Source organism: Micromonospora sp. NPDC005161, from assembly GCF_053599855.1.
The window spans coordinates 63272-88896 of sequence record NZ_JBSFYQ010000033.1; the positions used below are offsets into that span (position 1 = coordinate 63272).

The window sequence follows — 25625 nt, forward strand, 5'->3', positions numbered from 1 at the left end:
GACAGCACCGCGTTCCTGGCGCCGGGCACCGCGAGCCGGCTGGCCTTGACCGGCCGCACCGGCAATCCTATGCTTCCAGTGTGCGAAAGATGTTTCCGTTGAATGGAACATCCCAGCCAGCCCCTCCGCGACCCGACCGACGGTGCAATTCCGCCCGTGGGGCTCGGCGTCGCGGCCGACTCACCGTTTCGACTTTGGCGGTGGGGGCCTGCAGCCGGTGTCGCCGGAGGGCTTCCGGCAGGCACGACCGGCACCGGATCAAAGCGACTGATTGGCGAGGACGTTGTGGTGATGGGTGACCTGACAGACCGGGTGGAACAGTTCGCCACCGCGCTGTCCGCAGTGCTCGCCGAGCGCGGCGAGAACAGGTTCCAAGGCATGCCCTCCGACGCCGATTCGCGCTACGCGTACAAGGAATTAGGTAGGGCCGGAATGATCGGCCTGCACTGGCCGGAGCGCCTCGGCGGCCAAGGCCTGGACCCCCTCGACACACTGTCCGCCGAGGAGCGTTTTGGCTACCACTGGCTCCCGCTGTCCAGCTACCTACTGTCCGTCAAGACCATCGGCAACGTCATGCTCCAGTTCGCCACGCCGGAGCTGCTCGAACGGCTGCTTCCGCCAGTGGCGGCCGGCGATCTCGTGTTCTGCCAGGGCTTCTCCGAGCCCGAGGCGGGTTCGGACCTCGCCTCGCTGCGCACGCGCGCGGTACTCGACGGCGACCGGTTCATTGTCAACGGCCGCAAGATCTGGACGTCGAGCGCCGAGTACGCGGACTGGATCTACCTCGCCGTCCGGACCGACACCCAGCGGCCCCGACACCGAGGGCTGTCCGTGCTCGTCGCCGACATCAACACCCCGGGAATCGAGGTACGCGTCCACGAGACACTCGGCGGTGGAACCCTCGGTGAGGTTCTCCTCGAGGATGTGGAGATCCCGGCCCACCAGATCGTCGGTGAACTACACGGCGGGTGGAAGGTGCTCATGGGCACCCTGGACTTCGAGCGTGTCACCAGCGAGAAGGTCGGCGTCGTCCACTGGCTGCTTGACCAGTTGGAGCCGCACTGCACGACCCCGGCGCACCGGCAGACCCTGCGCCGGCTCCGTGGCGAGACACAGGCCGCCCGGCTGCACGGGCGGCGGGCCACCGAGCTACTCGCCCGGCGACAGCCGGCGAGTAAGGCGTCGTCCATGGCGAAACTGTCGGTCGCCAAGCTGATGCAGCGGCTGGCCGGCGCGGCCGTCGAGATCCTCGGGCCGCAGGCACTTATAGAGTCCGGTGGCGACGGGCCGGCGGACGGTCGCATCGCCGCCTTTCACCGGGCCGCAGTGGCGACCACCATCGCCGGCGGCGCCTCGGACATCCAGCGACGGGTCATCGCCCGCCAGGGCCTGGGCTGCTCCTGATGGATTCCGCGACCACCAACCACGCGACCGCACCAGCCCTGCGGCTACCGCTTGCCGGCGTCCGCGTGCTCGACTACGCACAGTACGTGGCTGGCCCCTTGGCGACGATGCTCCTAGCCGACCTCGGGGCAGACGTCGTCAAGGTTGAAGGACCCGGCGGTGACGCTTGGCGCCACTACGAGCCGCACGCGCCCGGCCAGAGCAACTACTTCTACTCGCTCAACCGCAACAAGCGCTCGGTCATGCTGGACCTCAAGACGGCTGAGGGACGCGCGGCGAGCGATCGCCTGATCGCCACCGCCGACGCAGTCGTGCACAACCTGCCACCGGCGAGGGCGGCGGCGTTCGGGCTCGACCGGGACAATGTCCGCCGCCTGAACCCCCGCGCCGTCTACGTGTCAATCTCCGCCTTCGGCAGCCAAGGCCCCGACTCTGGCCGCCTCGGCTACGACCTGATCGCCCAGGCGCTTTCCGGCCTGCTCATGGCCGACGTCCGCGTCGGTGACGAGGTACCACGCCGCTCCGGCGGAATCCCGATGGCCGACCTCACCACAGGACTGCTGGCCGCCATCAGCGTCCTGGCCGGACTGCACCAGCGTGCCTCGGACGAGGCCCCAGGAATCGAGGTCTCGCTACTAGGAGCGGCGCTCACCACCCAGGTGCAGCGGTTCGTGCGACTCGAGCAGTCCGTGGCGACCAAGGAGCCGGCACGACCGCTGACCCGCGCCGGCATCGAGGCCACAGCCAAGGCTACCGCCGCCGCCGAGGAGCTAGAACCCTACTACCGCTGTTACGAAACGGCGGACGGGTACATCGCCCTGGCATGCCTGAACGTGAGCCAGCGACGCCACGTGCTGGAGGTGCTGGGCCTCGACGATCCCTGGGTCGAGAACCCGCAGGCAGCCCCCGCCAACCAAGCCGAGCGCTCCCGCCGACTCGCGACGCATCAGCGGTTCGTAGCCACGTTCCAGGCAAGGACAACCGCAGCGTGGATCACGCTGCTCGGATCCCGGAACATCCCCGTCGGCGAGGTGCGCCAACTCAGCCAGTTGTTCGACGACCAGCAGGTGCAGACCAACGGGCTCGTGCAGTGCGTGCAACAGCCCGGCGTGGGACCGGTACGGCTGCTGGGCAACCTGTTCATGATCGACGGCGTAGCCACGCCTGCGGAGCGGCATGCGCCGGGGCTGGGTGAACACACCCGCGAGGTGCTCGATTCGTTACCCGCGATCCACACCATCGAAGGAGGTCGAGCGTCGTGCCGATGACCGAGGTCGCCGCATTCACGTCGTCCATCCGATCCATCGTCGCCGACCACTGCTCCCCCGGCCCGTGGCGGCCCGGCAGCACTGAAGACGACCAGCTACCGGCGCTGCGAAAGCATCTAGCCAGCGCCGGTTGGTTCGACCTGGCCGACGATCCGCAGGCCCTGCCATTCCTCGGTCCGGCTGCGGTGGAGCTAGGCCGCGGCCCGGCGGCGCTGCACGAACTCGACGCCCTGCTCGGCGGAAGCCCTTTCGTGTCAGGGATGACCCGCTACGCCGAGCCCGGCGACCGCGCGATCGTGCCCGGCGGAGACGGCCTCCGGGTGGCGACGGTCGCCGCAGTTGAGCGTGTCCCGTACGGGGACAGCATCGCCGCAGCCCGCGCCCAAATCAACGACGGTGAGTTGATGGACGCCGCCGAGGCGGGCAGGCGAGAAGCCGCTTGGGTGACCGCGACCGTCGGGTACCTCGCCGGTCTCACCGCCGAGGCCCTGCGGCTCGCGCTGGAGCACACGACGACCCGGCAGGCGTTCGGCGGGACGCTGGCCGGGCTGGCCAGCGTCCAGCAACGGCTCGCCGACGCCGCCCTCTGCGCCGACGGCCTGCTGCTGCTGGCCGAGGGATCACCCGACCTGGACGCCCTGGCATACGCGGGACCGGCCGCCTGCGCTGCGGTGGCCGAGTGCCACCAGGTGGTCGGGGCGATCGGCTACACCCTGGAGTTCCCGCTCCAGCGGTACTCACGGCGGGCGCGTGCGATCCACCTGTGGGCGGACGCGTGGATCGAGGCACGCTCGTGAGCACCTTCGTCATCACCGGTGGCAGCACGGGCATCGGTTTCGGCATCGCCCGCCGCCTCGGCCGCGACGGACACGAGCTGGTCCTGGTCGCGCGCGGCGAGGAGCGGCTGGCCGAGGCGGAGCGGCGCCTGCGTGAGGAGGGCGTGAACTGCCGAAGCGCGGCTCTCGACGTGCGCGACGCCGACGCCGTCGCGGCGCTGATCGACCAGCTGCCCGCAGTCGACGGCGTGGTCAACAACGCGGCCGGCAACTTCGCCTGCCCCACCGTCGACCTGTCGCCGAACGGCTTCCGAGCGGTCGTGGAGATCTCCCTGTACGGGACGTTCTTCCTGTCTCAGGCGCTGGCCCGGCGGCTGATTGCCGAAGGGCGGCCCGGCGCGATCTTGAACATCATCGCCACCTATGCGTGGACGGGTGCCCCTGCCGTGGCACACTCCGCAGCGGCGAAGGCGGCGATGCTCGCGTTCACCAAATCCGTGGCCCGTGAGTGGGGACCACACGGGATCCGCGTGAACGCACTGGCGCCCGGCTTCGTCCCGACGTCGGAGGCCACCGCCAACATCCTGTCCGACGAGTTCGCGCAGGCCGCGATGCTGGACCTCATCCCGCTCGGCAGGTTCGCCGACGTCGACGACATCGCCGAATCTGCCGCGTTCCTACTCAGCGAGCGGGCCGCTTACGTGACCGGCGCGGTGCTCACGGTCGACGGCGGCAGGTCACTGGGCGTCGCGATGCACCGCGCAAAGCACGGGTAGCCCGAGGAGGAACCTGAATGGCAACAAGACTAGCGTTCATTGGACTCGGCATCATGGGCGCGCCGATGGCTGGGCATCTCGTCCGGGTCGGATTCGATGTCATCGGTCACAACCGGAGTCCGGCAAAGACCCGTCGTCTCGTGGAAGCTGGCGGCCGGGCCGCGAACAGCATCGAGGAAGCCGTCGCGGACGCCGACGTCGTGTGTGTCATGGTGCCCGACTCGCCGGACGTACGGGAGGTGCTGGCCGGCACGGGCGGCGTCTTCGACACCGCCCGGCCGGGAACGCTCGTCATCGACTTCAGCAGCATCCGCCCTGACGTCAGCAAGGAACTGTGGCACCAGGCGAAGCCCAGGGGCCTGAGGCTGCTCGACGCGCCGGTGTCCGGAGGCCAGGCCGGAGCGGTCAACGCAACGCTGTCCATCATGGTCGGCGGCGAACCTGCAGATGTCGAGGCGGCTCAGCCGGTATTCCAGGCGGTGGGCAAGACCATCGTCCACGTCGGCCCGCCCGGCTCCGGTCAAACCGTGAAGGCGGCCAACCAACTCATCGTCGCCGGGCACCTCGAGTTGCTGGCCGAGGCCATCATCTTCCTGGAGGCCTACGGCGTTGACACCAAGAAGGCGATGACCGTCCTGGGTGGGGGCCTGGCCGGCAGTGCCGTGCTGGACCAGAAGGGCGAGGCGATGCTGACGCGATCGTTCCAGCCCGGTTTCCGAGTGCAGTTGCACCACAAGGATCTGGGCATCGTCACCTCGGCTGCCCGCGAGGCAGGCGTGGTGATCCCGATCGGGGCCGTGGTCGCACAGCTCATGGCGTCGCTCAAGGCCCAAGGTCACGCAGACGACGACCACTCCGCGCTGCTCATGCAGCTGGAGCGGCTGAACGGTCGACACGTCTGACGATCTTGGTCGTGCTGGCGACCAGATCACGCTCCAAGGGCCCACCCGTCCCCTTGCGGGTCACCCCTTCGGACCCGCCGAAGTGGTTACTGAGCAGGAACTCCTGGTCAACACGGTGCCCATGGGATCGGAGTCTCAGATCTCGGGACGCCTACCGACACCTGCGCGGCTGGCCGCAGAGCCAGACATCGATTCAGCAGTGATGATTCCGGCCGGACCGGGTGCTCGACCGGCAACGGGCGCGGCCCGTTCGGCGAGAAGCGATAACTTGACCACTTCGACCTTCACCGGGAGGTGAAAGGCATCAGATCGCCGCATCGTTGCCATTCCACTCGGCGCCTGGGCAGGGCTATTGCGTAGTCGGTCGACGGGTGCCCTGAGCTGGGAGTTCAAGGGGTGAGCAGCCTTTGTGGAGCGGGTGAGATCACGTCGGTGATCATGGAGTTCTTCACGCTTCACGACACCCGAGGAACCTCACCCGCCGATGTCATCATGCCCGATTCCGGTACTGTCCGCGGTCACCGGTAGTCCTGATGCGCCACCACCCGCAGTCACCGATGGTGAGACAGCAGGGCTGCTGCACGCCTTGTCGGCAGTCCCGGATCCCCGCTCGCCGCGCGGGATCCGCTACCCCCTCGCTGGGCTCCTGACGGTCGCGGTGTGCGGCGTGTTGGCCGGCGCGTCGTCGTTCACCGCGATCGTGGATTGGCTGTACGACCTCGACGAGACCGCCCGTGCCCGACTCGGGTTCGGCCGGGGCGTCCCGGCCACGACCACGATGTGGCGGCTGCTGATCCGCCTCGACGCCGACCTTCTCGCGACGACCCTCGCCGGCTGGCTGCTCACCCGGGCACGACCGGACACCCCCCGGCGGCCGCGGCACCGGCGGGTGGTCGCAATCGACGGCAAGACACTGCGGGGCGCCCGCCGCGCCGACGGCAGGCAGATGCATCTGCTGTCCGCGCTGGACACCGACACCGGCATCGTCCTCGCGCAGGTCACCGTCGCGGCGAAGTCCAACGAGATCCCGGCCTTCGGCCCGCTGCTGGACGCGGTCGAACGGGTGCTGGGCAGCCTGGAAGGACTGCTGTTCGTCGCGGACGCACTGCACACCCAGACCGGTCACGCCACCGAGATCGCCCAGCGCGGCGGTAACCTGCTCATTCCGGTAAAGGGCAACCAACCGACCCTGCACGCCCAACTCACGACCCTGCCCTGGGCGCAAGTCCCGGTCGGCCACCAAACCCGCGACCGCGGCCACGGCCGCCGCGAGACCCGCACCGTCAAAGCCCTCACCGTGAACACCCCCGGCGGCATCCGGTTCCCCCACGCCCGGCAAGCCGTCCGGATCACCCGCACCCGCACCATCGCTGGCAAGACCAGCCGCGAAACCGCCTACCTCACCATCTCGCTACCCGTCGCCGACGCCCACCCGACCGACCTAACCGACTGGATCCGCCGCGAGTGGCTCATCGAAAATCGTGTGCATCACGTCCGAGATGTGACGTTCCGTGAAGACCTGCATCAAGCCCGGACCGGCACCGGACCCGCCGTCCTGGCCACCCTGCGTAACACCGCGATCGGCTACCACCACACCGCTGGCGAGACCAACATCGCCCGCGCCACCCGACGCGCCAACCGCCGCCCACACGACCTCATCACCGCCGTGACCAGCAGCAACCCCAGAACGCAATGACCCTGGGCGCCTGGGTAGTGACGTCCCTGCCCGGCCCATTGCTGCTCATCGGCGTTGGCTCGATCACCGCGGCCTCCGTCGCCTGGGTCGCCCACGGCAACCCGCTGTCGTTCCTGCACCGCCGTGGCGGGCCGCTGTTGTCTGGCTTCACCTCCGGCTTTTTCCACACAACAGCGGGCACGGGCAGCCCACCACTCGCGGTCTACGCGTTGAACACCAACTGCAAACAGCGCACCTTCGTGCCGACTGTGCGGCTCGTCGGCCTGGCCACCAACGTGCTCTCGCTGGCTGCCAAAGCCACGCCACAGCTTTCCGGACCACTGCTGCTGTCCTGCGTCTCGGCGATGGCGATCGGCATCGCCGGCGGCCAGGTCCTGTCCCGCTGGCTGCCAGAGGAGCAGGCTCGCCGGTGGGTCATCACTCTGGCGATGATCGGCAGCGTGACTCTGGCGATGATCGGCAGCGTGATCGTCGCCGGAGAAGGAGTGACAGCCCTGTGGTAATCGAAACGAACAACGGCAGCCCCAAGCCAGCGAACCGACCACGCCGCTGGCCCGGCTGGGTCTTCAACCAGGGCGTCGACCCCGATCCCCGGTTCAGTCTCGCGAACGAGCGGACCTTCCTGGCCTGGATCCGTACCTCGCTGGCGCTCTTCGCGGCCGGTATCGCGCTGGAGGCGCTGACCCTACCCATCGCCCCCGGGCTACGCCGGGCAGCCGCCATCGTCCTGATCGTGCTCGGTGCGGCGGCGCCGGTCCAGGCGTGGATCGGCTGGCTACGCACGGAGGCGGCCATGCGGCTCGGTCGGAGCCTGCCGCCACCCGCGCTGGCGGTGCCGCTCGGGCTGGGCCTGGTCGCGGCGGGTGGGCTGATCCTGATCGGTCTCGTGCGGTGATCTGCCCTGCGGCACGCCGCTGGGCAGCCCCGGGCCCAGGCTGTACCCGTTCACGATTGTGCATTCGGGATGTGGACAGGCCGGATGGTCCGCAGGCCCACCGCTTCGCCGAAGACCCACCATCAGGATCCGTGGACGGGACGTGACAGGTTCATCGGCGACCAGGCGGCCAGCAGGTCGACACGACACGTCGAGTTCCGCGGACGGCGACGGTGGCCTACAGCTCGAGCGGACCATGCTCGCCTGGCGGCGCACAGCGGCGGCGTTCCTGGTAGCCGCCGCCGTCGGCGCGCGCCTGCTCACCCCCCTGCTCGGAGGCTGGGCCTATCCAACCGTGACCGCGCCGTCGCTGTGCGCGTTTGTGATCGCCATCTCAGGGAGCATCCCGCCACTGTTTTGCACCCCGGTGGCTTCGAGGCCGAGGGCCGTCACGCCGCGGCCCGGCTGGATGGGCGTCATCGCCGCGTTCACGTGCCTCATCGGTCTCGCCGCAGCGACGGCCGTGCTGGCTCGCGCATCCTAAACCCACGCGTGAGTGACCCCCACCAGCCGGATACCCCGGCCCTGTCACCTGCCCAGCAGCGCGCCTGACTCCTTCGGATCCGCCGAAAAGGTCACCACGCAGGAGCTGGTCATGACGTTGCGGGGTGGGATCCGAGTCTCAGAGGGCGGGACCGGAAACGACTTCGGCATGGCGGGACAGCGCGATCAATATCGATGTGTGGCGCGTCTCTCGCTGCGACGTTAGGCGGCCCGTGACCCCGGCGGACACCAGCCATCCTGGGAGCAGCGACACCTGACCACTTCGACCTCCACTGGGAGGTCAAGCGCTCCGGAACGAAGCATCGTTGCAGCTCAGTGACCTGGCCGGGACACGGTCGGGTGAGCACTTCGCTGCGGTGACCACTTCGCCGGCCTGCACCCAATCTGCTGCCAACGCAAGGCCCAGCCACCAGACCCGGTCGTTACCACCCTGACCTCCTTGCACTCCCCCACCAGGCGACATAGACAGCAGTTGAAGTCCGTTCAACGCCGTTGAGCACTGCTGTGTGAAACAGGACGCTGCAACGACTCTGACCTGCTGAAACATGAATCCGCAGGTAGGCGCGGATGCAGTTGAGCACCGTTCGGTGCCGTTGGGCGCGGTTCACCTCCGTTCAGGACACCCTGTTGCCCCCATCCTGCTCCCCGATCCGGGTCCCGGAACCGGCTGCCGCTCGGCGTCGTCACCGATGCCCGGGCCGCAGGCTGTCCGCCATGTGCTGCCGTGGTTACCGCAATCGCCGTGACCAGTCCTAGTTCAAGCTGGCTGATCCCGGACGCTCCCGAGCTGCTCCCCCGGGGTCGGATCATCGCCGCTCGGGCCCGACGATCCTCAGCCGGCGAAGCCGGGTGGCGAGTCTTGCGGGTCTCGCCGATATCGAGGAACTCGACGTCGGCTTACAACTGATACAGCCGGGCCAGATCGGTCAAGTGATGCAACTCTGCGACGCCCTCACCCACCTGCGTCAACTCCTCGCCGACTGCGGCTGTCCCGCCGGACCGCCCCCGATCATCGCCGGCCAGCTCAAGCCGAGAGGCCCCGTCGAGTTCGACTGGCTCGTCAACGCCATCGGACTGGTCAGCCTCGCCGGCCGGCAACATCCCATCGGCTATCACCTCGCCAGCCGACGCGTCACCATCCACCTCGACCACGCGTCCTGCCCCTCCTCGAGGCCGACCGGTCCCTGCTGCGCAGCCTGCCCAACCCGCTCACCCCCCAAGAGCAGGCCCGCATCCGCGACGCCACCCCGCCCGACCCCCACCCACCCCGGCACCCCGAACCACAACGCTTCGAACGACGCGTCAGCAGCCGCGGCGCCCTCGTCATCGCCGGCCAGAATCCTTCGCATCAGCCACGACCGGTCGAACCCTCACCGTCGAAGACGCCGACACCACCTTCCCCGTCCACGACGGCAACCAACTCCTAGCGGAAGTGCCGCGCACGACCACCAAGCCCATCACCCGGTTCAAGGTCCGCGAACCATAACCACCACGACAGCGTCGGATAGCCTGCACCGACCGCGACGACCAAGGAGCCCGACCATGAAGCTGCCGCCCGGAGCCACCGGCTTCAACCCAAGCCTTGGCCGGCAGGCGGACCTGGGCGAATTCACCCCTGTCTGTCACCACGCCGCCCGCGCTATTGACGCCACCGTCACCGGCGTCACTCCCGCCGGCGTCACGCCGAACTTCCACACGGTCGATATCGCCGACGCCCAGCACCACATCGCGGTGCTACGACACACCACCCTGCCGTTCATCGCCTTCGCCCGACCCCACGCCAACGGCGACGTCACCACCACGTTCGTCGACCACCCTGACCTCGCCGCCGCCATCACCAACCTGACCGACGTCCAGGTCCTCACCGTCGACCAGCTACAGGCCCCACTGGCACAGCTCGACCTGAGCGCTCTCGGCCCCGACGAGCACCACCAAATCCTCTACTGGAAGCCAACCACCCTCGGCGAACTGCTGTTCAACTTCTGGGACTGAGGCACCGCCACCCCGATCCCACGGCCGCGCGCTCGACCTAACCCAGCGCCTATCGCGCATCGCGAGGCCCGGTCGGCGCCAGATCGGAATACCCCGTCATGATCGGGTATGGTGTTGTGCGCAGCGCGATGGTGGAAATCCATCCTGCATGACTGATGGTTCCTAACAATCACTCCAGGTGGGCGGGTTGCGGAACCATTGCGAGCTGTCAGTGACGCATGTTGACCCGGACGCCGCCGAACAACGCTTGGCTAAACGAACTGACCCGATTGCGGCGCTTTAGTTCATTGAGCAGCTCTTCGGTCCCGTCCCGTTCCTTCAGCTTCGGACGGTGGTGACCAACCCTGGTGAGCGGTTCGTACTCGTCGCCCAGCGCCAGAAGAATCCGGTCCAACACGGGTAGCTCAATATCAGGGAGGTGGGGTTCCAGCAGACTCAGGATGTGCTCGGCGGGCGCTCCGGCTTCGCTGAGCTTGACCAGCAGCTCCACCGAGACGGTATTGCCCTTAGCCGCCCACTCGCAGATCGCGATGGCGCCCTGCCTGGACAACCGGCCGTGTACGTACTCCGCGTCATCGGCGATCGCCCGCTTGACGGCCGGTGCCACACGTCGACTCCGCATCACCTTGGGCAGGTCGTCGCTCGATAGCGGTAGCTCGCACACGTAAGACGCCAGGTTTCTCGACACCGCAAAGTACTCCTCGCGGACCGCGAACGGGATACCGCTTACGCGCGCATATGTCTCGGCAGCATCGGGCACCAGTTCGGCGGCCAGCAGCGCCGGGAGCAGCTTGAGCCCCGCGTCGGTCAGGCGGTCGGGATTCAACCCGTCGGGGAGCTCGAGCTGCTTCACCAGCCGGACCCTCGCTGCCGGGTCCAGGTCCTCGGCATGAGCCAGCGCATACCCGAGGTCGTACCTGGGCTCCTCCTCTACCTCCTCAACCTCCGTGAGGTCGAGGCTGTTCAGGGTCTTCACCAGTTCCTCGTTGACGCTGAACTTTGCTACGAACTGGCTCACATTCCGAACGGTCGGCGCGAACCGTTTCGCCGACACCACGGCGGTCCATGCCGTATCGTCGAGTTCGTCCAGGTCGGCCACTTTGCACGACTCCGAAGCGCCTTTCGCAACCGGCAGCACCGCGGATTCGGCAGCACCCGCAACGTCATTCAGCACCGCGACGAACTCCTCCGAGGCATCGACGGTCACCTCGTCCTCCTCCCGGGCATGGAGGTAGCTGTCCAGGTGGTCGAGGATGTGCTCGTAGACAGTCGCGTTGGTTGCCTTCACCACGTCAAGGGCCAGCGGGGTGTTTTCACCGAGCGCCGTGGAAAGGTTCGCCCTCGTGACCGGGTACAGGCGAGCCCCGATGACCGCCTTGCGCTGTGCGTCCCCCAGCACCGCGAGGTCGCTGACCTGGGCGCCGAGACGCCGAACCACGACCGCCACGTCAGCGGCCTTCGACGTCTCCACGGCCCCGACAAACGCTTGCATCTGGGCGTAGTGCTCCGAGAGGAACCCTGCGACCCGGTGCGAGGACTCGTAGTCGACGTCTCGACCAGCGCTCCGGACAGCGGCATCGACGAGCGCGACGGCCGCCGCGAGGTCGATCGGGGCTCTCTCGGCCAGATGGACGAACGCACCCTTCCAGCGAGGAGCCAGTTGGCCTACGAAGAGTTCCCTGGACGCGCCGTCCAGAAGGTACGCATCGATGAAAGATGAGTCGGCCGCGCCGCGAATGACGAGCTTGTCGAGTGCCTTGTCGAGCCGCTCTGGGCGCGTGGGCAGGTAGTGGTCGAAGACCTCGACGTTGAAGACGCTCTCGCCGTCGAGGAAGCGGGCGCCCATCTCCTTCTCAACTGCGTCGATGGAGACAGCCTCGTCGAACCGGAACCGGTGGTCTGCGCGGTCGGCCTGGACGCAGTGGAGGATGAAGTTCATCGCGCTGACGCTGATGGCGATGCCATGGTAGTCCGAGCAGTACAGCGTGAAGTTTTCGTCGATGTAACCCTTGGCGAGGAGGTCGTGGGCCAAGGGCGACACGAGGTCGGCAACGATGGCATCCAGGCTGCGTTCGACGCCGCTGTCGGTGGGCATGACCAGGTCCGTCCTGGCCATGAGCTGCGCCATCGCGGCTTTCGCGACGAAGTCCTTGGTCTCTAGCGCGGCCCGGGAGGCGCGCTGGAGACGTGCGACATCGGCTTCGATGGCGTCATCCAACGCAGCCACCTCATCCCCGACCAGCGCAATCACGTCATCGAACGACAGAGTAACGCCACCGTATCCAGGTTGGATCAGGTGCACCTCTTTGCGAGTCTCGTGCAACGAGCTCCAGAAGTCGCCGGACGTAAGGTCCGAGAGCGCGTAGTTTTCCGACTGGTACTGAAGGACCGGCTGGCCACCACGCCGCGTCGCCCGGTGGACAATGGGCAGCACTTTCTGGAGCCGCTCGCCGGCGGCCTTCGCGTGCTTGTCCCACAGAGCGCTCGACGCGACCCGGTCTAGTACTCCAACGTCACTTGGCTTCGGCGTTGGGCGTGGCGCGGGCATGAGGACGGCCACCGCGTGATCATCGATGGTTTGTGAGGACAACCGAAGATCGTGCGATGGCCGTGGGCCACAGCGTAGACGCTGCCGGGTGGCGGGTCATCCTCGACGAGGCGGTGGCGCGTGTCGCTGGCCGGTTCGCCCGTGCCGAGCCGCGCCGGAGCATGGCAGCGTTTGTTGAGGGGCTGCTGTCGAGCGTGGAGCGTAAGACGTGCTGGTCGCTTGCCGATCGGGCTGGTCATGCCGATCCGCAGGCGATGCAGCGGCTGCTGCGGACGACGGTGTGGGATGCCGACGCCGTCCGCGATGATATTCGCGCATGGTTGATCGAGCAGCTGGGCCATCCCGACGGTGTGCTGATCACCGACGAGACCGGGTTCCTGAAGAAGGGCCTGGGTTCGGTGGGGGTGCAGCGGCAGTACACCGGCACCGCCGGCCGTGTCGAGAACAGCCAGGTCGGAGTGTTCCTGGCCTACGTCTCACCGCACGGTCGGGCGTTGATCGACCGTCGGCTCTACCTGCCGGAGACGACCTGGTGCCAGCGGCCCGACCGCCGCGCCGGCGCCGGCGTCCCGGACGAGGTCGCCTTCGCCACGAAACCGACCCTGGCCCGGCAGATGATCGCCGCCGCGCTGGATGGCGGTGTCCCCGTCGGGTGGGCGACCGGTGACGAGGTCTATGGCGCCGACCCGGGCCTACGCGCTGAGCTGGAGCACCGCGGTGTCGGCTATGTCCTCGCGGTCGGCTGCGACCGGCGCGTCACCGTCAACGACGGCCGCACCCTCATCCGCGTCGACGACCTCGCCGACCGGATACCCACCGCCGAGTGGCAGCGGCACAGCTGCGGGCCCGGGGCGAAGGGACCCCGCGACTACCTGTGGGCTTGGATCACCACCGCCACCAGTCGCGGTGAGCACCGGTGGCTGCTCATCCGCCGCAACTGCACCACCAGCGAGCTGGCCTACTACCTCTGCTGGTCACCGAAACCGGTGCCGCTGCACACCCTCGTGCGAGTGGCCGGGTCCCGCTGGAGCATCGAGGAGCTGTTCCAGACCGGCAAAGGCCAGGTCGGCTTGGACCACTACCAGGTCCGCGGCTGGTCCGGCTGGCACCGCTTCATCACCCTGGCCATGCTCGCCCTGGCCGTCCTGACCATCCTCGCCGCCACCTGCGCCGAGCAGCCCGACTCCGACCCGGACATCATCGCGTTGACCGTCGCCGAGATCCGCCGACTCCTCAACGCCTTCGTCCTGGCCTTACCCCTACCCCCAGCTCACACCCTGCACTGGTCAACCTGGCGACGAACATCCCAAGCCCGAGCCCGCCGATCCCACTACCAGCGAAGACTCGAACGCACAGGCAGCCGGTCAGCCAAGTGACGTTGGAGTACTAGCGCCCCCTTGCTGACCGCTGCCTGGTGGCCCGTCTGATACTTGACCATGTCGCGGAAGGCCCGGTGGGCCTCGTCGATCTTGCTTGTTCCAAGCCGGATGGCCTCGAAGTCCTCCAGATGGAGGTTCTTATAAACCATCATCGCGAACAGTCGGTCCGCGGTGAGGCCCTTAAGGCCCTTCTCTCCCAGGACCGAGGCACGGTAGATCTCGAACTCATTCCGAATGTTGCGAATCAGACGCATGTCGGTCAGATACGCGCCGACGAGGTTCACGAGCGCAGTCGAAGGTTGCTCATCAGATTCGGCGAACTCCGCCGCCAACAGGTCCCGCGCCGAACGGTGCGTGATGAACGGAACCATCGGGACGACCAAGTCGAAGAACTTCGTCCTGTTCGCCGACGGGGCGGTTTCCAGAGCTGACGCACGAAGCGCTGCAGTATCGGTATCGGCGTCCGCGTCGCCGTCCGGGGCGGCATCGACGTTAAGTTGCTCGAAGATGCTGTCGCGGACCGCATACACGAACCGAACCGGCCGCGACTTGATCTGCTCGGAGTTGTTCAAGACGGTGTTCAGCTCGCGTAGCGTCTCGAAGATGTGAGGGTCCCTGAACCGGTCCAGGTCCTCAAAGATCGCGACCTGGGTCTTCGTCTTCTGGAAGAAGTAGACGATTTCGTCGAGGTACTCATCGAAGTATGAGTTCTCCTTCGCGCTGAGCGTGACGGCCGCTCCGCCCGCGGAGACGCTCTCCACCCGCACCCGGCTCTGCAGAGCACGCGAACCCAGGAACCAGATCACGCCCAGGAACACGCCGAACCCAGCGACGATGATCCACGGCACCCAGTCATGACTGGTGACCAGGTCCTGGGGCCCCATCTTCTCCACGCGACTCACCAGCCCGAGCAGGACCGCGATCACGAAGAACCCAACCGCGACTGCGGCGCCCCATATCGCAGCCGGGCCGGGCCTGAATGAGTCGATGCGGAAGTACCTCGAGCCCGGCATGTCCGCGGGCGCCTTCCGGTAGAGCAGCTGCTTGACGATCTCCTTCTGGATAAGGTTCGTCAGTGGCGGGAGCGTCCCGTCCTGCTGGATGCGCGCCCGCTTCGTGTCGTCGATGCCCAGGCTTGACAGCGACAGATTGACCCAGTTGATCTTCTGCTTGTCCAGACCCGCCTGGACGCCGCGGATGACACTGCTCTTTCCGCTGCCGTAGTGCCCTGCGAGCGCGATGTTCGTCGCGGCGCTCACGGACCCGTCGGTCAGGACTTTGAGGAGGACCGCTGCGTGCCGCCCATGCAGGTTCTCTTCGTACGTGGGTCCGAGACCCCGAAGGACCGGCACGTCGAGCTGTGATGTGGACCGCCGGGCCGGGCTTACTCGCGACATAGGCGAGATCTTACGAACGTGGTCCGACTTTGTTCGCGGCAGATGAGCGCATGCGGGGACCGCTCGCGCACGCCTTTTCGGATGGCCGAGCCGGCCGGGCCACGGCAACGCTCGGGGCCGATCACCAGAATGTTGGACGCGTGGCTCGCCACGACCACCCGCAACCACGATTGTCGAGGAGCAAACCGTCGACAACTCCGACACAATCACCCTGTGGCGGCCCACCGGGCAGGCCGAACTTGACCTCGTGGCGGCATTGGGGTGGCGGGCTTGGCCACCACGCCTGGCGGACCAGCCGATCTTCTACCCCGTCCTCGACCACTGGTACGCCACGAAGATCGCCCGCGAGTGGAACGTCCCCGCCGAGGGTGTCGGCTACGTAACCCGGTTCGACGTCGAGCGGTCGTACCTGGGCCGTTACGAGGTTCACCAGGCCGGTGGCCGCGACGTTCTGGAGTACTGGATCCCCGCCGAGGAGCTTGCCGACCTCAACGCCCACATCGTCGGCGCGATCATCGAGGAAGCCGAGTACCGCGGCCCAGTGAACGACCAGGAGTTCACCAACGCCGACAAGGCCCTGGGTCGGTCTCTGCCAGCCGCTTGGCGAACCTACCTCCAAGGTGAGTCGTGGTTCCGGCGGGAGCCTACGTTTGGCTCAACTCGCCACGCGAGATGCTCGAGCTGCATGACGCATGGGACGAAGCCACCGATGAGCATCTTGGCATCGCGATCATCGGCGGTGACGGCTCACGTGAAAGCTTGTGCTCGACCTGCGCAGCGACCTGCACCGGTGCTACTGGCCGACATCACAAGCAGTGGCTGGGAAAGCGTGATCCGGCAGGCCGACGATGTCAGCCAGCTCATCGACCGCATCGAGGCGGGCACCTTCGAGTTCAACTTCGAGGATTAGCGGACATCGGCGGGCATGATCGACCGCGCACCTCACGGCAGATCAGGGCATGTGATCTTGATCTTGCGCCGAATGAGTTGTGGGAGCGTCGGTTCGGTACGCTGGCCGCGCTGTGGAGATGGCTGGCGAATGGCGGTGTCTGGCTTGCCCGACGGCAACTGGTGGGTCGATGACCCGATCGACGAGCCGAACGAGGACCTGTTCGGGCGCGGCCCGTTCGTGGCACGCGCGGTCGCCCTGCTTGACCAGATCGGCTCCCGGCCGAGCAGCACCGTGGTCGGGCTGGTCGGCCCGTGGGGCAGCGGTAAGACCAGCACCATCCTGATGATCGAGGCGGGACTCAACCCTGACCGGTGGGGCGTCACGTGGATCAACCCGTGGGCGTTGTCCGGTCCCGACGCGGTCGTCACCGAGCTGCTCGGCGCGATCCGCGCCGCCGTGCCGGAGAAGACCACCGCCGGCGACCGGGTCCGGCGACACCTTTCCAGGTACGGTGCCCTGGCCACGCCAGCGCTGTCGATGGTGCCGGTGGTCGGCGGCGCCGCGACCGCGATGGCCGCCGAGGCTGTACAGCGGCTTAACGACCAGGGAACGACCCTCGCGGAACAGGCAAACCAGGTCAGCGACGCGCTACGCGCGCTGGCCCGTCCGACGCTGGTTGTCATCGACGACGTCGACCGGCTGCAGCCCGAGCAACTCCTGGCCGTTTTCCGGGCGGTGCGGGTGCTGGGCCGGCTGCCGCACGTGCACTATGTCCTCGCGTACGACCAAGAAACCATCCTCGACGTGCTGTCTACGACCCCGATCGCCGACAAGCACGGCGCCCGGGCCGTCGCGTTCCTGGAGAAGATCGTCACGATACGCCTCGAGCAGCCGCCGGTCCGCCTGGAGCACGCCGAGTCGCTGTTCAACGCCGGCTGCGCTGGTGCGCTCGGCCGGGCGTCCGCGTCGCTGAGCGAGGACGCCCAGCGCCGCATGGTCGAAGAGCGTGAGGCGCTGCTGCTGAGGGTCCTGACCGAGCCGCGCAGCGTGGCGCGGCTGCTCGCCCAGGTCGACATCTACCTGCCACTGGTCGGCGCTGCTGAGGTCGACGTCGTTGATTTCATCACCCTGACATTCCTGCGAATCACCTATCCGCGCCTGTACCAGGCCATCGCCATGCACCGCGGCGCCCTCGTCGACACCACCGACCTCGCCGACCTCCGCACCGAATTCGACGAGGCGGCGCTGGCCAGACTCGACGTCCCGGCGCCGCACACGGGGCGGGTCGCGGAGGCCCTGCGACGGCTCTTCCCGCGTCTGGCAACAGACCCGCTGAGATCGATGGTGGCCGAGCACCGGCGGCGCGGGCAGCGGCGGATCAGCGACCGCGACTACACCGAACGGTACTTCGCCCTGACACCCATCACTGGCGAGATCAGCGACGATAGCCTCGTCCGGGCCATCGGAGATTTGGCAGAGGGGCGACATGGCATGGCGGCCGAGGACCTCACCCTGGCGTTGCGGCCTGACCTCACCGACGTTCATGCGCGCGCCCGGGCGGGCCGGACGCTCCGCCGGGCCGCGTCGTTGTCCGCGGAGCTGTCCGGCAACGAGGCCGCCGCGGTGATCCCGTACGTGCTCGAACAGTTCGACCACCTTCGCAATCCCGCGGCGGGCGGGTTCGGTCCTGACGAGGAAGCGACCGTCTGGCTTGCGGCGCTGCTGCAACGGGCCGACGGCGGGCCGCTGCCCGCCACCGCATTGGGCGATCCTGGTCTGCTGCCGTACTTGTTAAAGGCGATCCGGATGGCGGTCCCGGAGCCGGCCGACGCCACTATCGCGCGTCTCGCCGCACAACCTCCCGGCTCGTCCTGGCTTGCGGACGTCGTTCGGGCCACGTACGAAGCGGCGTGGATACGGGTCCAGGAGCACACGCGTCTTGGCGACACCGCCCCCATCGAGCCGGTGAGCCTGTACGTCTCCCGGCTGGAGTCGGCCTTCGGCGACGCGGACGTCGACCGGCGGATCACCACCGCCGTCAACGGTGGTCTGCCGATCGCGGATCTCGCGGCCCGACTGGTCGACATCGAGGTCGCATTCACGTCCACCGGCACTCACACCCGCATCAGTGGGTTCGATGCCACGGCGTTCCTGGGACGTATAGGACGCCACCGTGTCTCTGCCGGACGGGCGCACCTGGACAGCGCCGCGGCGGGCACTCGGCCCGGCGCTCTCGACCGCGCCGACGTGTCATGGGCAAACCGGCGCCGGTTCGCCGCCGGCACCCTCATCGAGGCACTCGACGTTGGCACCACAGAACCGGGAAGACTGCTGCCGAACCCGCCCGAGGAGCAACGCCACCCCTTCACCAACCACCGTCCGTCGTTGATGAACGATCAAGGCGAACCGCTCGACCTCACGCTGCAAGTCGCCGTGCTGCTGCCCGCAGGCGACGGAATTCCTGCACGCCTTCACAGCGGATGGGGTCCCTCGGCCGGGACACGTGAAGAGATCCTGATCGCCGCGATGCGAAGCGCACCCATCAGCGGCTGGCTCCGGGCGCGCCACTCCGACTGGGGCATAGCCGCCGAACCCTGGGCCATCAGCGAGGCTGATGGTCGCCACTACACCACCGCTCAGTCCGGTGCCCGGGCCGCTACGCCCGGCACGCTGGGCATGCGTCAGGCATTCCCCGTCAGGGCCGGCGCCCAGCTCATCACGGGCCACGCCGCGCAGAGCCCGAACCAGCAGTCGCTGTTGCTGACCGTCGGCATCGGATTCCACCTCGCCGAACTCGACAAGCAGCACCGACCCGCGGAGGCGCGGGCCCGCGGCGTGCCCCTGCCTGCAGCGTTCACCCTGCACGGCCTGTTCGAGCTCACTGACACGCTCGTCCGGTGCGCGCAGACGGCGAAAGCGCTGTGGACGCAGCTCGACGACCAGTCGCCCCTACCCGAAACCGCGCTCCTGCACCTGTCGCTGACAACCGACGAAGGACTCCCCGCGGTCGTCGACCTCAGCACCTACCCGCGGCGAGGCACTGCCTCCCGTAGTCAGTACTCCAAGGTCTACCAGTACCGCTCCGGGCCCGGCGATCTTGCGGCGGCGGCGTTGCAAGACTGGCTGAGCGAGGCTGGGTACCGGCAACACGAGCAGGCGATCCTGGACATGTGGGACCCCGCGCCCTAATGGTCCCTCGGCTGACCGAAGGAGTCGAACGGCTAACCAGGCTGCGGTCGCCCTTCACCGTTCGAGGTTGTCAACACCGTCCGCTGAGCGTGTGACGCTCTCGGTCGATGTCATGCGATCATTTGGCGTGCTTCAAGTTGTCACGGGGATGTACTTCGGCGACGTCGCGCTGAACGAGACGGAGCATCAACGAACCCTCTACACCAACGCGGATTTCTCCAGGGTCGGGCCGTTCGGCATGCCGGTGGGCAGCCTGACCTTGGCCACCTGCATGGGACCAGTGAACACCGTCCTGCTCCGGTTCATCGAACGCCTGGAAGCCGTCCTCCCTGACGGCACCGATGACTTCATGATTTCCACCGGTGGGGATGAGATCGCCGACGACCTCGCCGTCGTGCTCTCATTCGCCGTGAACGCCACGTTCACCCCGATTCGGGAGAAGGCTGACCGCCTCATCAAGACACCGGGAGAATCAACCCGGCGGCTTGTACCTGCGGACATCCTGCCCCGCACGTTCACTCCTCGTCTGATGTTGCGCCCCGCAGACGTCGAGGACCTACTCGCCTTCATGACGAGCCTCCTCGCGCTCAACCACGACGCGTACGAGCGGGCCATGAGAGCGATGCGTCGCATCGTCACGGCCAGCGAGCGGGTCGCGGAAGACCCCACGCTCGCCTACACCGACTACGTAGCGGCGTTGGAATCGCTTTCGGCGGGCACGTCCGCTCCCGACACGGGGTGGGACCGTTACCCGCACGAGAAAAAGCGGATCCTCGACCCGGTTCTCAAGGAGCTGAGCGAGGAACATGCCGAGCAGGTCCGGTCAGCGATCCTCGAGGCGGAGAAGGCCGGTATCACTGCCCGGTACAAAACCTTCATCCTTAGTCACGTGCGTCCCTCCTACTTCCGCGAGGAAGCTGTCGGAGTGACCTGGCCCGTGACCGGGCCCGCCCTACCACTGCTTGCGACCCAGGCCTACAACACCCGCTCCAAGAGCGTTCACGAACTCAGGGAACTCCGTAAGGAGGCCTGGCTACAGGTCGGTGGGGCGCACACCATCGATCTGCCCGGGATCGGGCTGATCCTCACGCACGAGGGTCTCAACCGGCTCGCTCGGCACGTAGTCCGGACCTTTGTACAACGCGGGTCGACCCACCTTTACCGCGAATATCAGTGGCGTGATCACCTACCCAACGTCATCCAGGTCAGACTGGTTCCGGAGCTCTACCTCGGCAATCCCGAGGCGATGACAAAGATGACTGCGGCCACCAGGGCCAGCGAGTTCTTCGGCTGCATCATGGAGGTCCTAGCCGGGCGTGAGGAGCAGCTCAGGGTCGATATGCGTCCGGCGCTCGAGCGCATCGAGCAACTCCTGGTCACGCACCGCGCTCCTGCGGCGCGCGAGCCCATGCTGGCCGTCTACCTGCTCTGGCACCGGGTGATGGCAGCTCACCTGCACCGTCCCGAGCCCGAGAAGGTGATCGCTGCGGCGCTCACGGAACTTGCACGTCCGGGCATGTACGCGTTCACCGTCGGGGTTCTGCTCGGCCGCACGCCGCCCTGGTCCCTCGACGACCTGTGCGAACTCGCCGAACAGCGATACGAAGACCTGCAGCGGCGTAATCCTGTCAAGCTGCCGCCGCGGTTGGACTCCGCGCTCTGGGCACTCGTCGCGCAGGAACTGTTGCACGACGGCGCGCACGTACTGGCCCGCGCGGCGATCGGCAGGGCGGTGGAGTGCTCGCCGGGCGACGAGCACGTCATGGATCTCGAACGGCGGGTCGCCGCCGGTCACTTGGACGATGTCAACCTGCATGCCTTGATTCTCGGCCGGTCGCCGCTTGAGCAATTTGGTACTACTGACTGCAGCCTGAGAGAAGCGCAACGTCCCTCCTAGTGAACTTCTCACGCGAAGCAACGATGAGCCTCCACCACGTTGAGCTGGCGTGTCAGCTGCGCGTCGCCCCTCGCTAGAGGCGGGCGGCGCCTTTCGACGCTCGGGCATCCGGACATACCAATGAGACCTTCATGATCACGCGCACTCTTCTCGTCAAATGCGGACGTCGCCTGCTTCTGAGGCGTAAGCCACTCGTGCTGACGCCTTCGGGACTGCCGAAGAGGTCTCCAGACAAAAGCGCCTGGTCAGGGCTTTGCCTATGGGACCAGCGTCCCAGATAATGGCAGGCCGGCGCGATCCGTGGAGCTCAGCCGGAACGGCGTTTGTCCATGCCCGTCTCGGGTGCCGCAGCGAAGTTTGACGGCCGGAGATGTCGGGCGGCGCTAGCCGTGTTGGGAGCAGCGACAGGTGACCACTTCGGGTATCCCTGGGAGGTCAAACGGTCCGAGGCGGGCATCGTTGCGTGCTGGTCAGCGGTTTGACTGCGGTACGGCCGGATGAGCTCTTCGAGCGGGTGACCACTTCGCTGGTCTGCACCCAATCTGCTCCCAATGTAAGGCCCAGCCGCCGCACCCAGTCGTTGCCGCCCTGGCCTGCTCACACTCCCCCACCAGGCCAGATAGACAGCAGGTGCCGCCTAGGGCGTGTCCTGCCGATCTTGTAGTGGTTGGTCGTTGACGATGTGCTGGTGGTGCGTCGTGGTGAACTGACCGATGAGGCGTGGGCGGTGATCGCGCCGCTGCTGCCAGAGCCGGGCGGTGCGCGGGGGCGGTGGCGAGATCACCGGCAGGTCATCAACGGGATCTTGTGGAAGCTGCGCACGGGTGCGCCGTGGCGTGACCTGCCGGAACGCTTCGGGCCGTGGAAGACCTGCCACGAACGACTGCGCCGTTGGACGGCCGACGGCACCTGGGATCGGATCCTCACCGCGGCGCAGGTCCATGACGACGGCACACCGGTGCAGTGGACGATCAGTATCGACTCGTCGATCGTGCGGGCGCACCAGCATTCCGCTGGCGCCCGCAAAAAGGGGGCTCTCCATCAAGTCCGGCGACGCCTGGTGCGCAAGATGGCGAGTCCATCGGCCGGTCTCGAGGTGGGTTGAGCACGAAGATCCACCTCGCCGTTGACGGACGCGGACGGCCGCTGTCGATCCTGCTCACCCCGGGCCAGGCCGGCGACAACCCCCAACTCCTCGCGCTGCTCGACGCGATCCGCGTCAACGAGCCCGGACCCGGCCGGCCCCGCAAGCGTCCTGAGGTGCTGATCGCCGACAAGGGCTATGCGCACGACTCGACCCGCCGCGCTCTGCGCCAACGCGGGATCAGGCACGTCATCCCAGAACGGTCCGACCAGGTCGCCCGCCGGGCCGCCAAGGGCAGCGCCGGCGGCAGACCACCGGCCTTCGACAAGGCGATCTACCGCAAGCGCAACGTCGTGGAGCGCTGCTTCAACCGGCTCAAGCAGTGGCGTGACCTGGCGACCCGCTACGCCAAACGGGCATCCCTCTACCAGGCCAGCCTCGTCCTCATCGCCGCCGTCATTTGGCTTGCATGATCTGATTGGCAGGAAGAGGTACCTTCAGCGACGCCAGAACTGGCGGGGCGCGAACCCTTCACGTCGCAGCCAGTGCTCGGTATAGACAATCCGCTCCGCCTCAACGACCACCAGGGTGTCCTCGGGCGGCTCGGACAGCGATCGCCCCCGCTCGGCGTGCTCGTTCTCCCATCGGAACGCTTCCCAATAGTGCGCACGGTCCGGATGCCCCGGATCAAGCGCCCTGGCAGCTCCGAACAGCTGAGCCCCGCGGCTGCTGGCCAACCCGAGCAGCGGTGCGAAGATCCCGACGGACACGCGCGGATCGGTAGCGATGTTGCGCATCTTCGGCGAACGCGGCGCGGCGGTGAAGAGCACCGCGAAGCCGAGCGGGTAGTACCGCACCGGGGTGGCCAACGGCCCGTCCGAACCCGTGGTCGCGAGCACGCACATGTTCTGCGACGACAGCAGGTTGAGAATGCGCTCTTCAAGCCGTTCACGATCGAGCCGCTTCGCCGGCGTGGGCTCGGTCAGCCACGGATTCGTCAACGGCATGCGGCGTCCTCGATCATGGCGAGCACCCTACCCATACGGTGTGCCCAGCGGCCACCAAGATCGGCAGGACACGCCCTAGTCAAAGTCGTTGAGCACTCCGTGTGAAACAGGACGCCGCACCCACTCTGACCTGCAGAAACGAGAAGCCGCAGGTGGGGGCAGGTGCAGTTGAGCGTCGTTGTGCGCTATTGGATGCAGTTCAAGGCCGTTCAGGGCACCCGGCTGCTCCCGACCTGCTCCCCCGAACCGGCCCGGCTCCGCGCCGCCGACCGCCGACCGCCGACCGCCGACCGCCGACCGCCGACCGCCGACGGATCGTGAGCTTCCAGCCCAGTGCCTTGGCTGGCACCAGCGCTGACTCCCGCAGCCGCATCGGCCGATTGGAAGCACGCTCGCGCACCCCGCGCCTTGTGACCGCACATCGGCTACTTGTTTCATTGACCTACGACCGCGGTCCGGCCAGGCTTTGGTCGAGGCGCCCGGGCCGTCGCTCTCACATCGGCTGCCCACGTTGGTCGTGTGGTTCTCATTTGGCCTGCGCAGTCCCGGGCGCCGCCAGAGCGGGGAGAGGCTCAAGAGCGCCTTTGTGTGTCAACCCGTGCTGGCGGCGCGTTTGAGTTGATCGTTGATGAGGTGCCGGTAGAGGACGTTGGTGAGGCGTCGTTTGAGCGCGCGGCGGGCTGCGGCGGGTGTCTTCCCTTCGCTGAGTTTGCGCTGGTAGTAGACGCGGCCAGGGCCAGGGTCGCGGGCTTGGACGAGCGCGATGGTGTGCAGGGCGGTGTTGAGTTGCCGGTTGCCGGTGGGGTTGAGCCGGTGGCGGCGGCGCTCGCCGCTGGAGGCCTCTAGGCCGTGTTTCATAGCTCTGGTTAGAGCCACTCGTTGATTGCGACGACGTGGAGTGTGGCCTGGTAGCGCACGGCGAGTTTGTCGTACCGGGTGGCCACGGCTCGGTGGCGTTTGAGCCGGTTGATGCCGCACTCGACCGCGTGACGCTGCTGGTAGATCTTCGGGTCGAAGGTCGGCGGTCGGCCGCCCTTCGACCCCTTCTTGCGCCGGCTGGCGGCCTGGTCGGCCTTGATCGGGATGGTGGCCTGGATGCCGCGCTCACGCAGGTGCTCCCGGTTGGCCCGCGAGCTGTATGCCTTGTCGGCGAGGACTCGATCGGGTCGAGTGCGGGGACGGCCACCGTCGGGCCTCGGGACCCGGATGCGGGCCAGGACCCGGGTGAACTGGGGACTGTCGCCGCACTGACCCGCGGTTAGCAGCATCGCGAGGGGTTTCTGGCCCTGCTCGCAGCCCAGGTGCAGCTTGGTGGTCCAGCCACCCCGCGAGCGGCCCAGGGCGTGGTCGGCCGGCTCGTCTTCAACTCCGCCCGGTGGTTCCTTCTGCAGATCAGGTTGGGTGCGGGCGCCGGCGGCGTGCTGATGCGCCCGACTGATCGTGGAATCGACACTGATGTCCCAGGTGATCAGGCCGACAGCGTCGGCGCGGGCCTGCAACCCGGTGACGATCCGCTGCCAGACGCCCGCGCGTTGCCAACGCCGGAAAAGCCCGTAGACCGTCTGCCAGGGTCCGTAGCATTCCGGCACGTCCCGCCAGGGTGAGCCCACCCGCGCCCGCCACCGGATGCCGTCGATGAGCTGCCGTTTACTCCACTTCGGCGGCCGTCCTGGCTTCTTACCCTTCGGCAGCAGCGGCTGCAGCGCCGCCCATTGCGCGTCGGTCAGGTCGAACCGCCTCGTCACCGCTATGGTGGCCACGAGGTCTCCGTGCTGATGGTCGTCTTGGTCGATGAACCATCTACCGGAGACCTCACTGTCTATCGATCACCGACACACCAGCGGCCTCGACCAGGCCGGCCGACCAACCCGCCTATGAAACACGGCCTAGTACTCCAGCCGGGGATCGTGATCATGGCTCGATGAGGGCTTGTCGGGTGTAGTGGCTGGCCTTGGCGCGGGCTTGGTGGCGGCGTCGACG

The 25625-nt window shown here is 67.4% G+C and carries 21 protein-coding genes and 1 pseudogene; 16 read left to right on the forward strand and 6 right to left on the reverse strand.

All coding sequences use genetic code 11. The features are described from left to right. Positions 1-291: 291 nt before the first annotated feature. From ACWD5O_RS26865 to ACWD5O_RS26905, 9 genes are all read left to right on the forward strand, one after another. Positions 292-1404 (forward strand): acyl-CoA dehydrogenase family protein, encoded by a 1113-nt coding sequence (locus tag ACWD5O_RS26865; RefSeq protein WP_450086933.1) that lies wholly within the window; start codon positions 292-294, stop codon positions 1402-1404. Beyond that, positions 1404-2672: a CaiB/BaiF CoA transferase family protein gene (locus ACWD5O_RS26870; RefSeq protein ID WP_387328096.1), complete on the forward strand. Its 1269-nt coding sequence runs from the start codon at positions 1404-1406 to the stop codon at positions 2670-2672. The genes ACWD5O_RS26865 and ACWD5O_RS26870 overlap by 1 nt, the downstream gene beginning before the upstream one ends. Beyond that, positions 2663-3469 carry an acyl-CoA dehydrogenase family protein gene (locus tag ACWD5O_RS26875; RefSeq protein ID WP_387328094.1) on the forward strand — a complete coding sequence of 269 codons (807 nt, stop codon included), beginning with the start codon at positions 2663-2665 and terminating at the stop codon, positions 3467-3469. The genes ACWD5O_RS26870 and ACWD5O_RS26875 overlap by 10 nt, the downstream gene beginning before the upstream one ends. Continuing rightward, entirely contained in the window at positions 3466-4224 is a 759-nt protein-coding gene (locus ACWD5O_RS26880) for an SDR family oxidoreductase (protein ID WP_387328091.1), read from the forward strand. Before ACWD5O_RS26875 ends, ACWD5O_RS26880 begins: the two co-directional genes overlap by 4 nt. Before the next feature lie 17 nt (positions 4225-4241). Continuing rightward, a complete protein-coding gene (locus ACWD5O_RS26885; RefSeq protein ID WP_387328089.1) occupies positions 4242-5126 on the forward strand; it encodes a 2-hydroxy-3-oxopropionate reductase in 885 nt (294 codons plus the stop codon). A 484-nt stretch (positions 5127-5610) separates the two neighbouring features. Beyond that, positions 5611-6822 (forward strand): ISAs1 family transposase, encoded by a 1212-nt coding sequence (locus tag ACWD5O_RS26890; protein WP_450086934.1) that lies wholly within the window; start codon positions 5611-5613, stop codon positions 6820-6822. Further along, positions 6819-7325, forward strand: a complete 507-nt coding sequence (locus tag ACWD5O_RS26895) for a TSUP family transporter (RefSeq protein ID WP_450086935.1) — start codon at positions 6819-6821, stop codon at positions 7323-7325. Before ACWD5O_RS26890 ends, ACWD5O_RS26895 begins: the two co-directional genes overlap by 4 nt. Next, positions 7319-7717, forward strand: coding sequence for a YidH family protein (locus ACWD5O_RS26900; RefSeq protein ID WP_387328086.1), 399 nt, complete (start codon positions 7319-7321; stop codon positions 7715-7717). Before ACWD5O_RS26895 ends, ACWD5O_RS26900 begins: the two co-directional genes overlap by 7 nt. 142 nt (positions 7718-7859) lie before the next feature. Continuing rightward, positions 7860-8240 (forward strand): DUF202 domain-containing protein, encoded by a 381-nt coding sequence (locus ACWD5O_RS26905; RefSeq protein ID WP_450086936.1) that lies wholly within the window; start codon positions 7860-7862, stop codon positions 8238-8240. Between the two features lie 917 nt (positions 8241-9157). On the opposite strand, the gene ACWD5O_RS26910 is transcribed toward ACWD5O_RS26905, so the two are convergent. Then, on the reverse strand, positions 9158-9412 hold the full coding sequence (locus ACWD5O_RS26910; protein ID WP_387328081.1) for a hypothetical protein: 255 nt from the start codon (positions 9410-9412) through the stop codon (positions 9158-9160). A 390-nt stretch (positions 9413-9802) separates the two neighbouring features. Between ACWD5O_RS26910 and ACWD5O_RS26915 the strand changes: the two genes are divergently transcribed. Then, positions 9803-10252, forward strand: a complete 450-nt coding sequence (locus tag ACWD5O_RS26915) for a hypothetical protein (RefSeq protein ID WP_450086937.1) — start codon at positions 9803-9805, stop codon at positions 10250-10252. A 208-nt stretch (positions 10253-10460) separates the two neighbouring features. Here ACWD5O_RS26915 and ACWD5O_RS26920 read toward each other — a convergent pair whose 3' ends face one another. Beyond that, positions 10461-12812: a hypothetical protein gene (locus ACWD5O_RS26920; protein WP_450086938.1), complete on the reverse strand. Its 2352-nt coding sequence runs from the start codon at positions 12810-12812 to the stop codon at positions 10461-10463. A gap of 44 nt (positions 12813-12856) precedes the next feature. On the opposite strand from ACWD5O_RS26920, the gene ACWD5O_RS26925 reads away from it, so the two are divergent. Then, positions 12857-14176 carry an IS701 family transposase gene (locus ACWD5O_RS26925; protein ID WP_450086939.1) on the forward strand — a complete coding sequence of 440 codons (1320 nt, stop codon included), beginning with the start codon at positions 12857-12859 and terminating at the stop codon, positions 14174-14176. On the opposite strand, the gene ACWD5O_RS26930 is transcribed toward ACWD5O_RS26925, so the two are convergent. After that, complete coding sequence (locus tag ACWD5O_RS26930) at positions 14131-15576, reverse strand: YobI family P-loop NTPase (protein WP_450086940.1); 1446 nt, start codon at positions 15574-15576, stop codon at positions 14131-14133. The genes ACWD5O_RS26925 and ACWD5O_RS26930 overlap by 46 nt on opposite strands. Positions 15577-15745: 169 nt before the next feature. Here ACWD5O_RS26930 and ACWD5O_RS26935 point away from each other — a divergent pair. From ACWD5O_RS26935 to ACWD5O_RS26950, 4 genes and pseudogenes are all read left to right on the forward strand, one after another. Beyond that, a pseudogene (locus tag ACWD5O_RS26935) lies at positions 15746-16111 on the forward strand (ADP-ribosylation/crystallin J1); the annotation flags it as partial. 390 nt (positions 16112-16501) lie between these two features. Then, positions 16502-19657, forward strand: coding sequence for a KAP family P-loop NTPase fold protein (locus ACWD5O_RS26940; protein ID WP_450086941.1), 3156 nt, complete (start codon positions 16502-16504; stop codon positions 19655-19657). A 91-nt stretch (positions 19658-19748) separates the two neighbouring features. Then, positions 19749-21554 (forward strand): hypothetical protein, encoded by a 1806-nt coding sequence (locus ACWD5O_RS26945; protein WP_450086942.1) that lies wholly within the window; start codon positions 19749-19751, stop codon positions 21552-21554. 691 nt (positions 21555-22245) lie between these two features. Next, positions 22246-23111 (forward strand): IS5 family transposase gene (locus ACWD5O_RS26950; protein WP_387328395.1). Its coding sequence is split into 2 segments (ribosomal slippage): positions 22246-22579 and positions 22579-23111, totalling 867 coding nucleotides; the frame shifts between segments, so codons are not numbered across the junction. A 24-nt stretch (positions 23112-23135) separates the two neighbouring features. Here ACWD5O_RS26950 and ACWD5O_RS26955 read toward each other — a convergent pair. Further along, positions 23136-23645 carry a pyridoxamine 5'-phosphate oxidase family protein gene (locus ACWD5O_RS26955; RefSeq protein ID WP_387328068.1) on the reverse strand — a complete coding sequence of 170 codons (510 nt, stop codon included), beginning with the start codon at positions 23643-23645 and terminating at the stop codon, positions 23136-23138. 162 nt (positions 23646-23807) lie between these two features. Here ACWD5O_RS26955 and ACWD5O_RS26960 point away from each other — a divergent pair, with 162 nt between their 5' ends. Beyond that, entirely contained in the window at positions 23808-23966 is a 159-nt protein-coding gene (locus ACWD5O_RS26960; protein ID WP_387328065.1) for a hypothetical protein, read from the forward strand. 270 nt (positions 23967-24236) lie between these two features. Here ACWD5O_RS26960 and ACWD5O_RS26965 read toward each other — a convergent pair whose 3' ends face one another. Next, positions 24237-24503, reverse strand: coding sequence for a transposase (locus ACWD5O_RS26965; protein WP_450086943.1), 267 nt, complete (start codon positions 24501-24503; stop codon positions 24237-24239). A gap of 8 nt (positions 24504-24511) precedes the next feature. After that, on the reverse strand, positions 24512-25390 hold the full coding sequence (locus tag ACWD5O_RS26970) for an IS5 family transposase (protein ID WP_450086945.1): 879 nt from the start codon (positions 25388-25390) through the stop codon (positions 24512-24514). Positions 25391-25625: the final 235 nt, after the last annotated feature.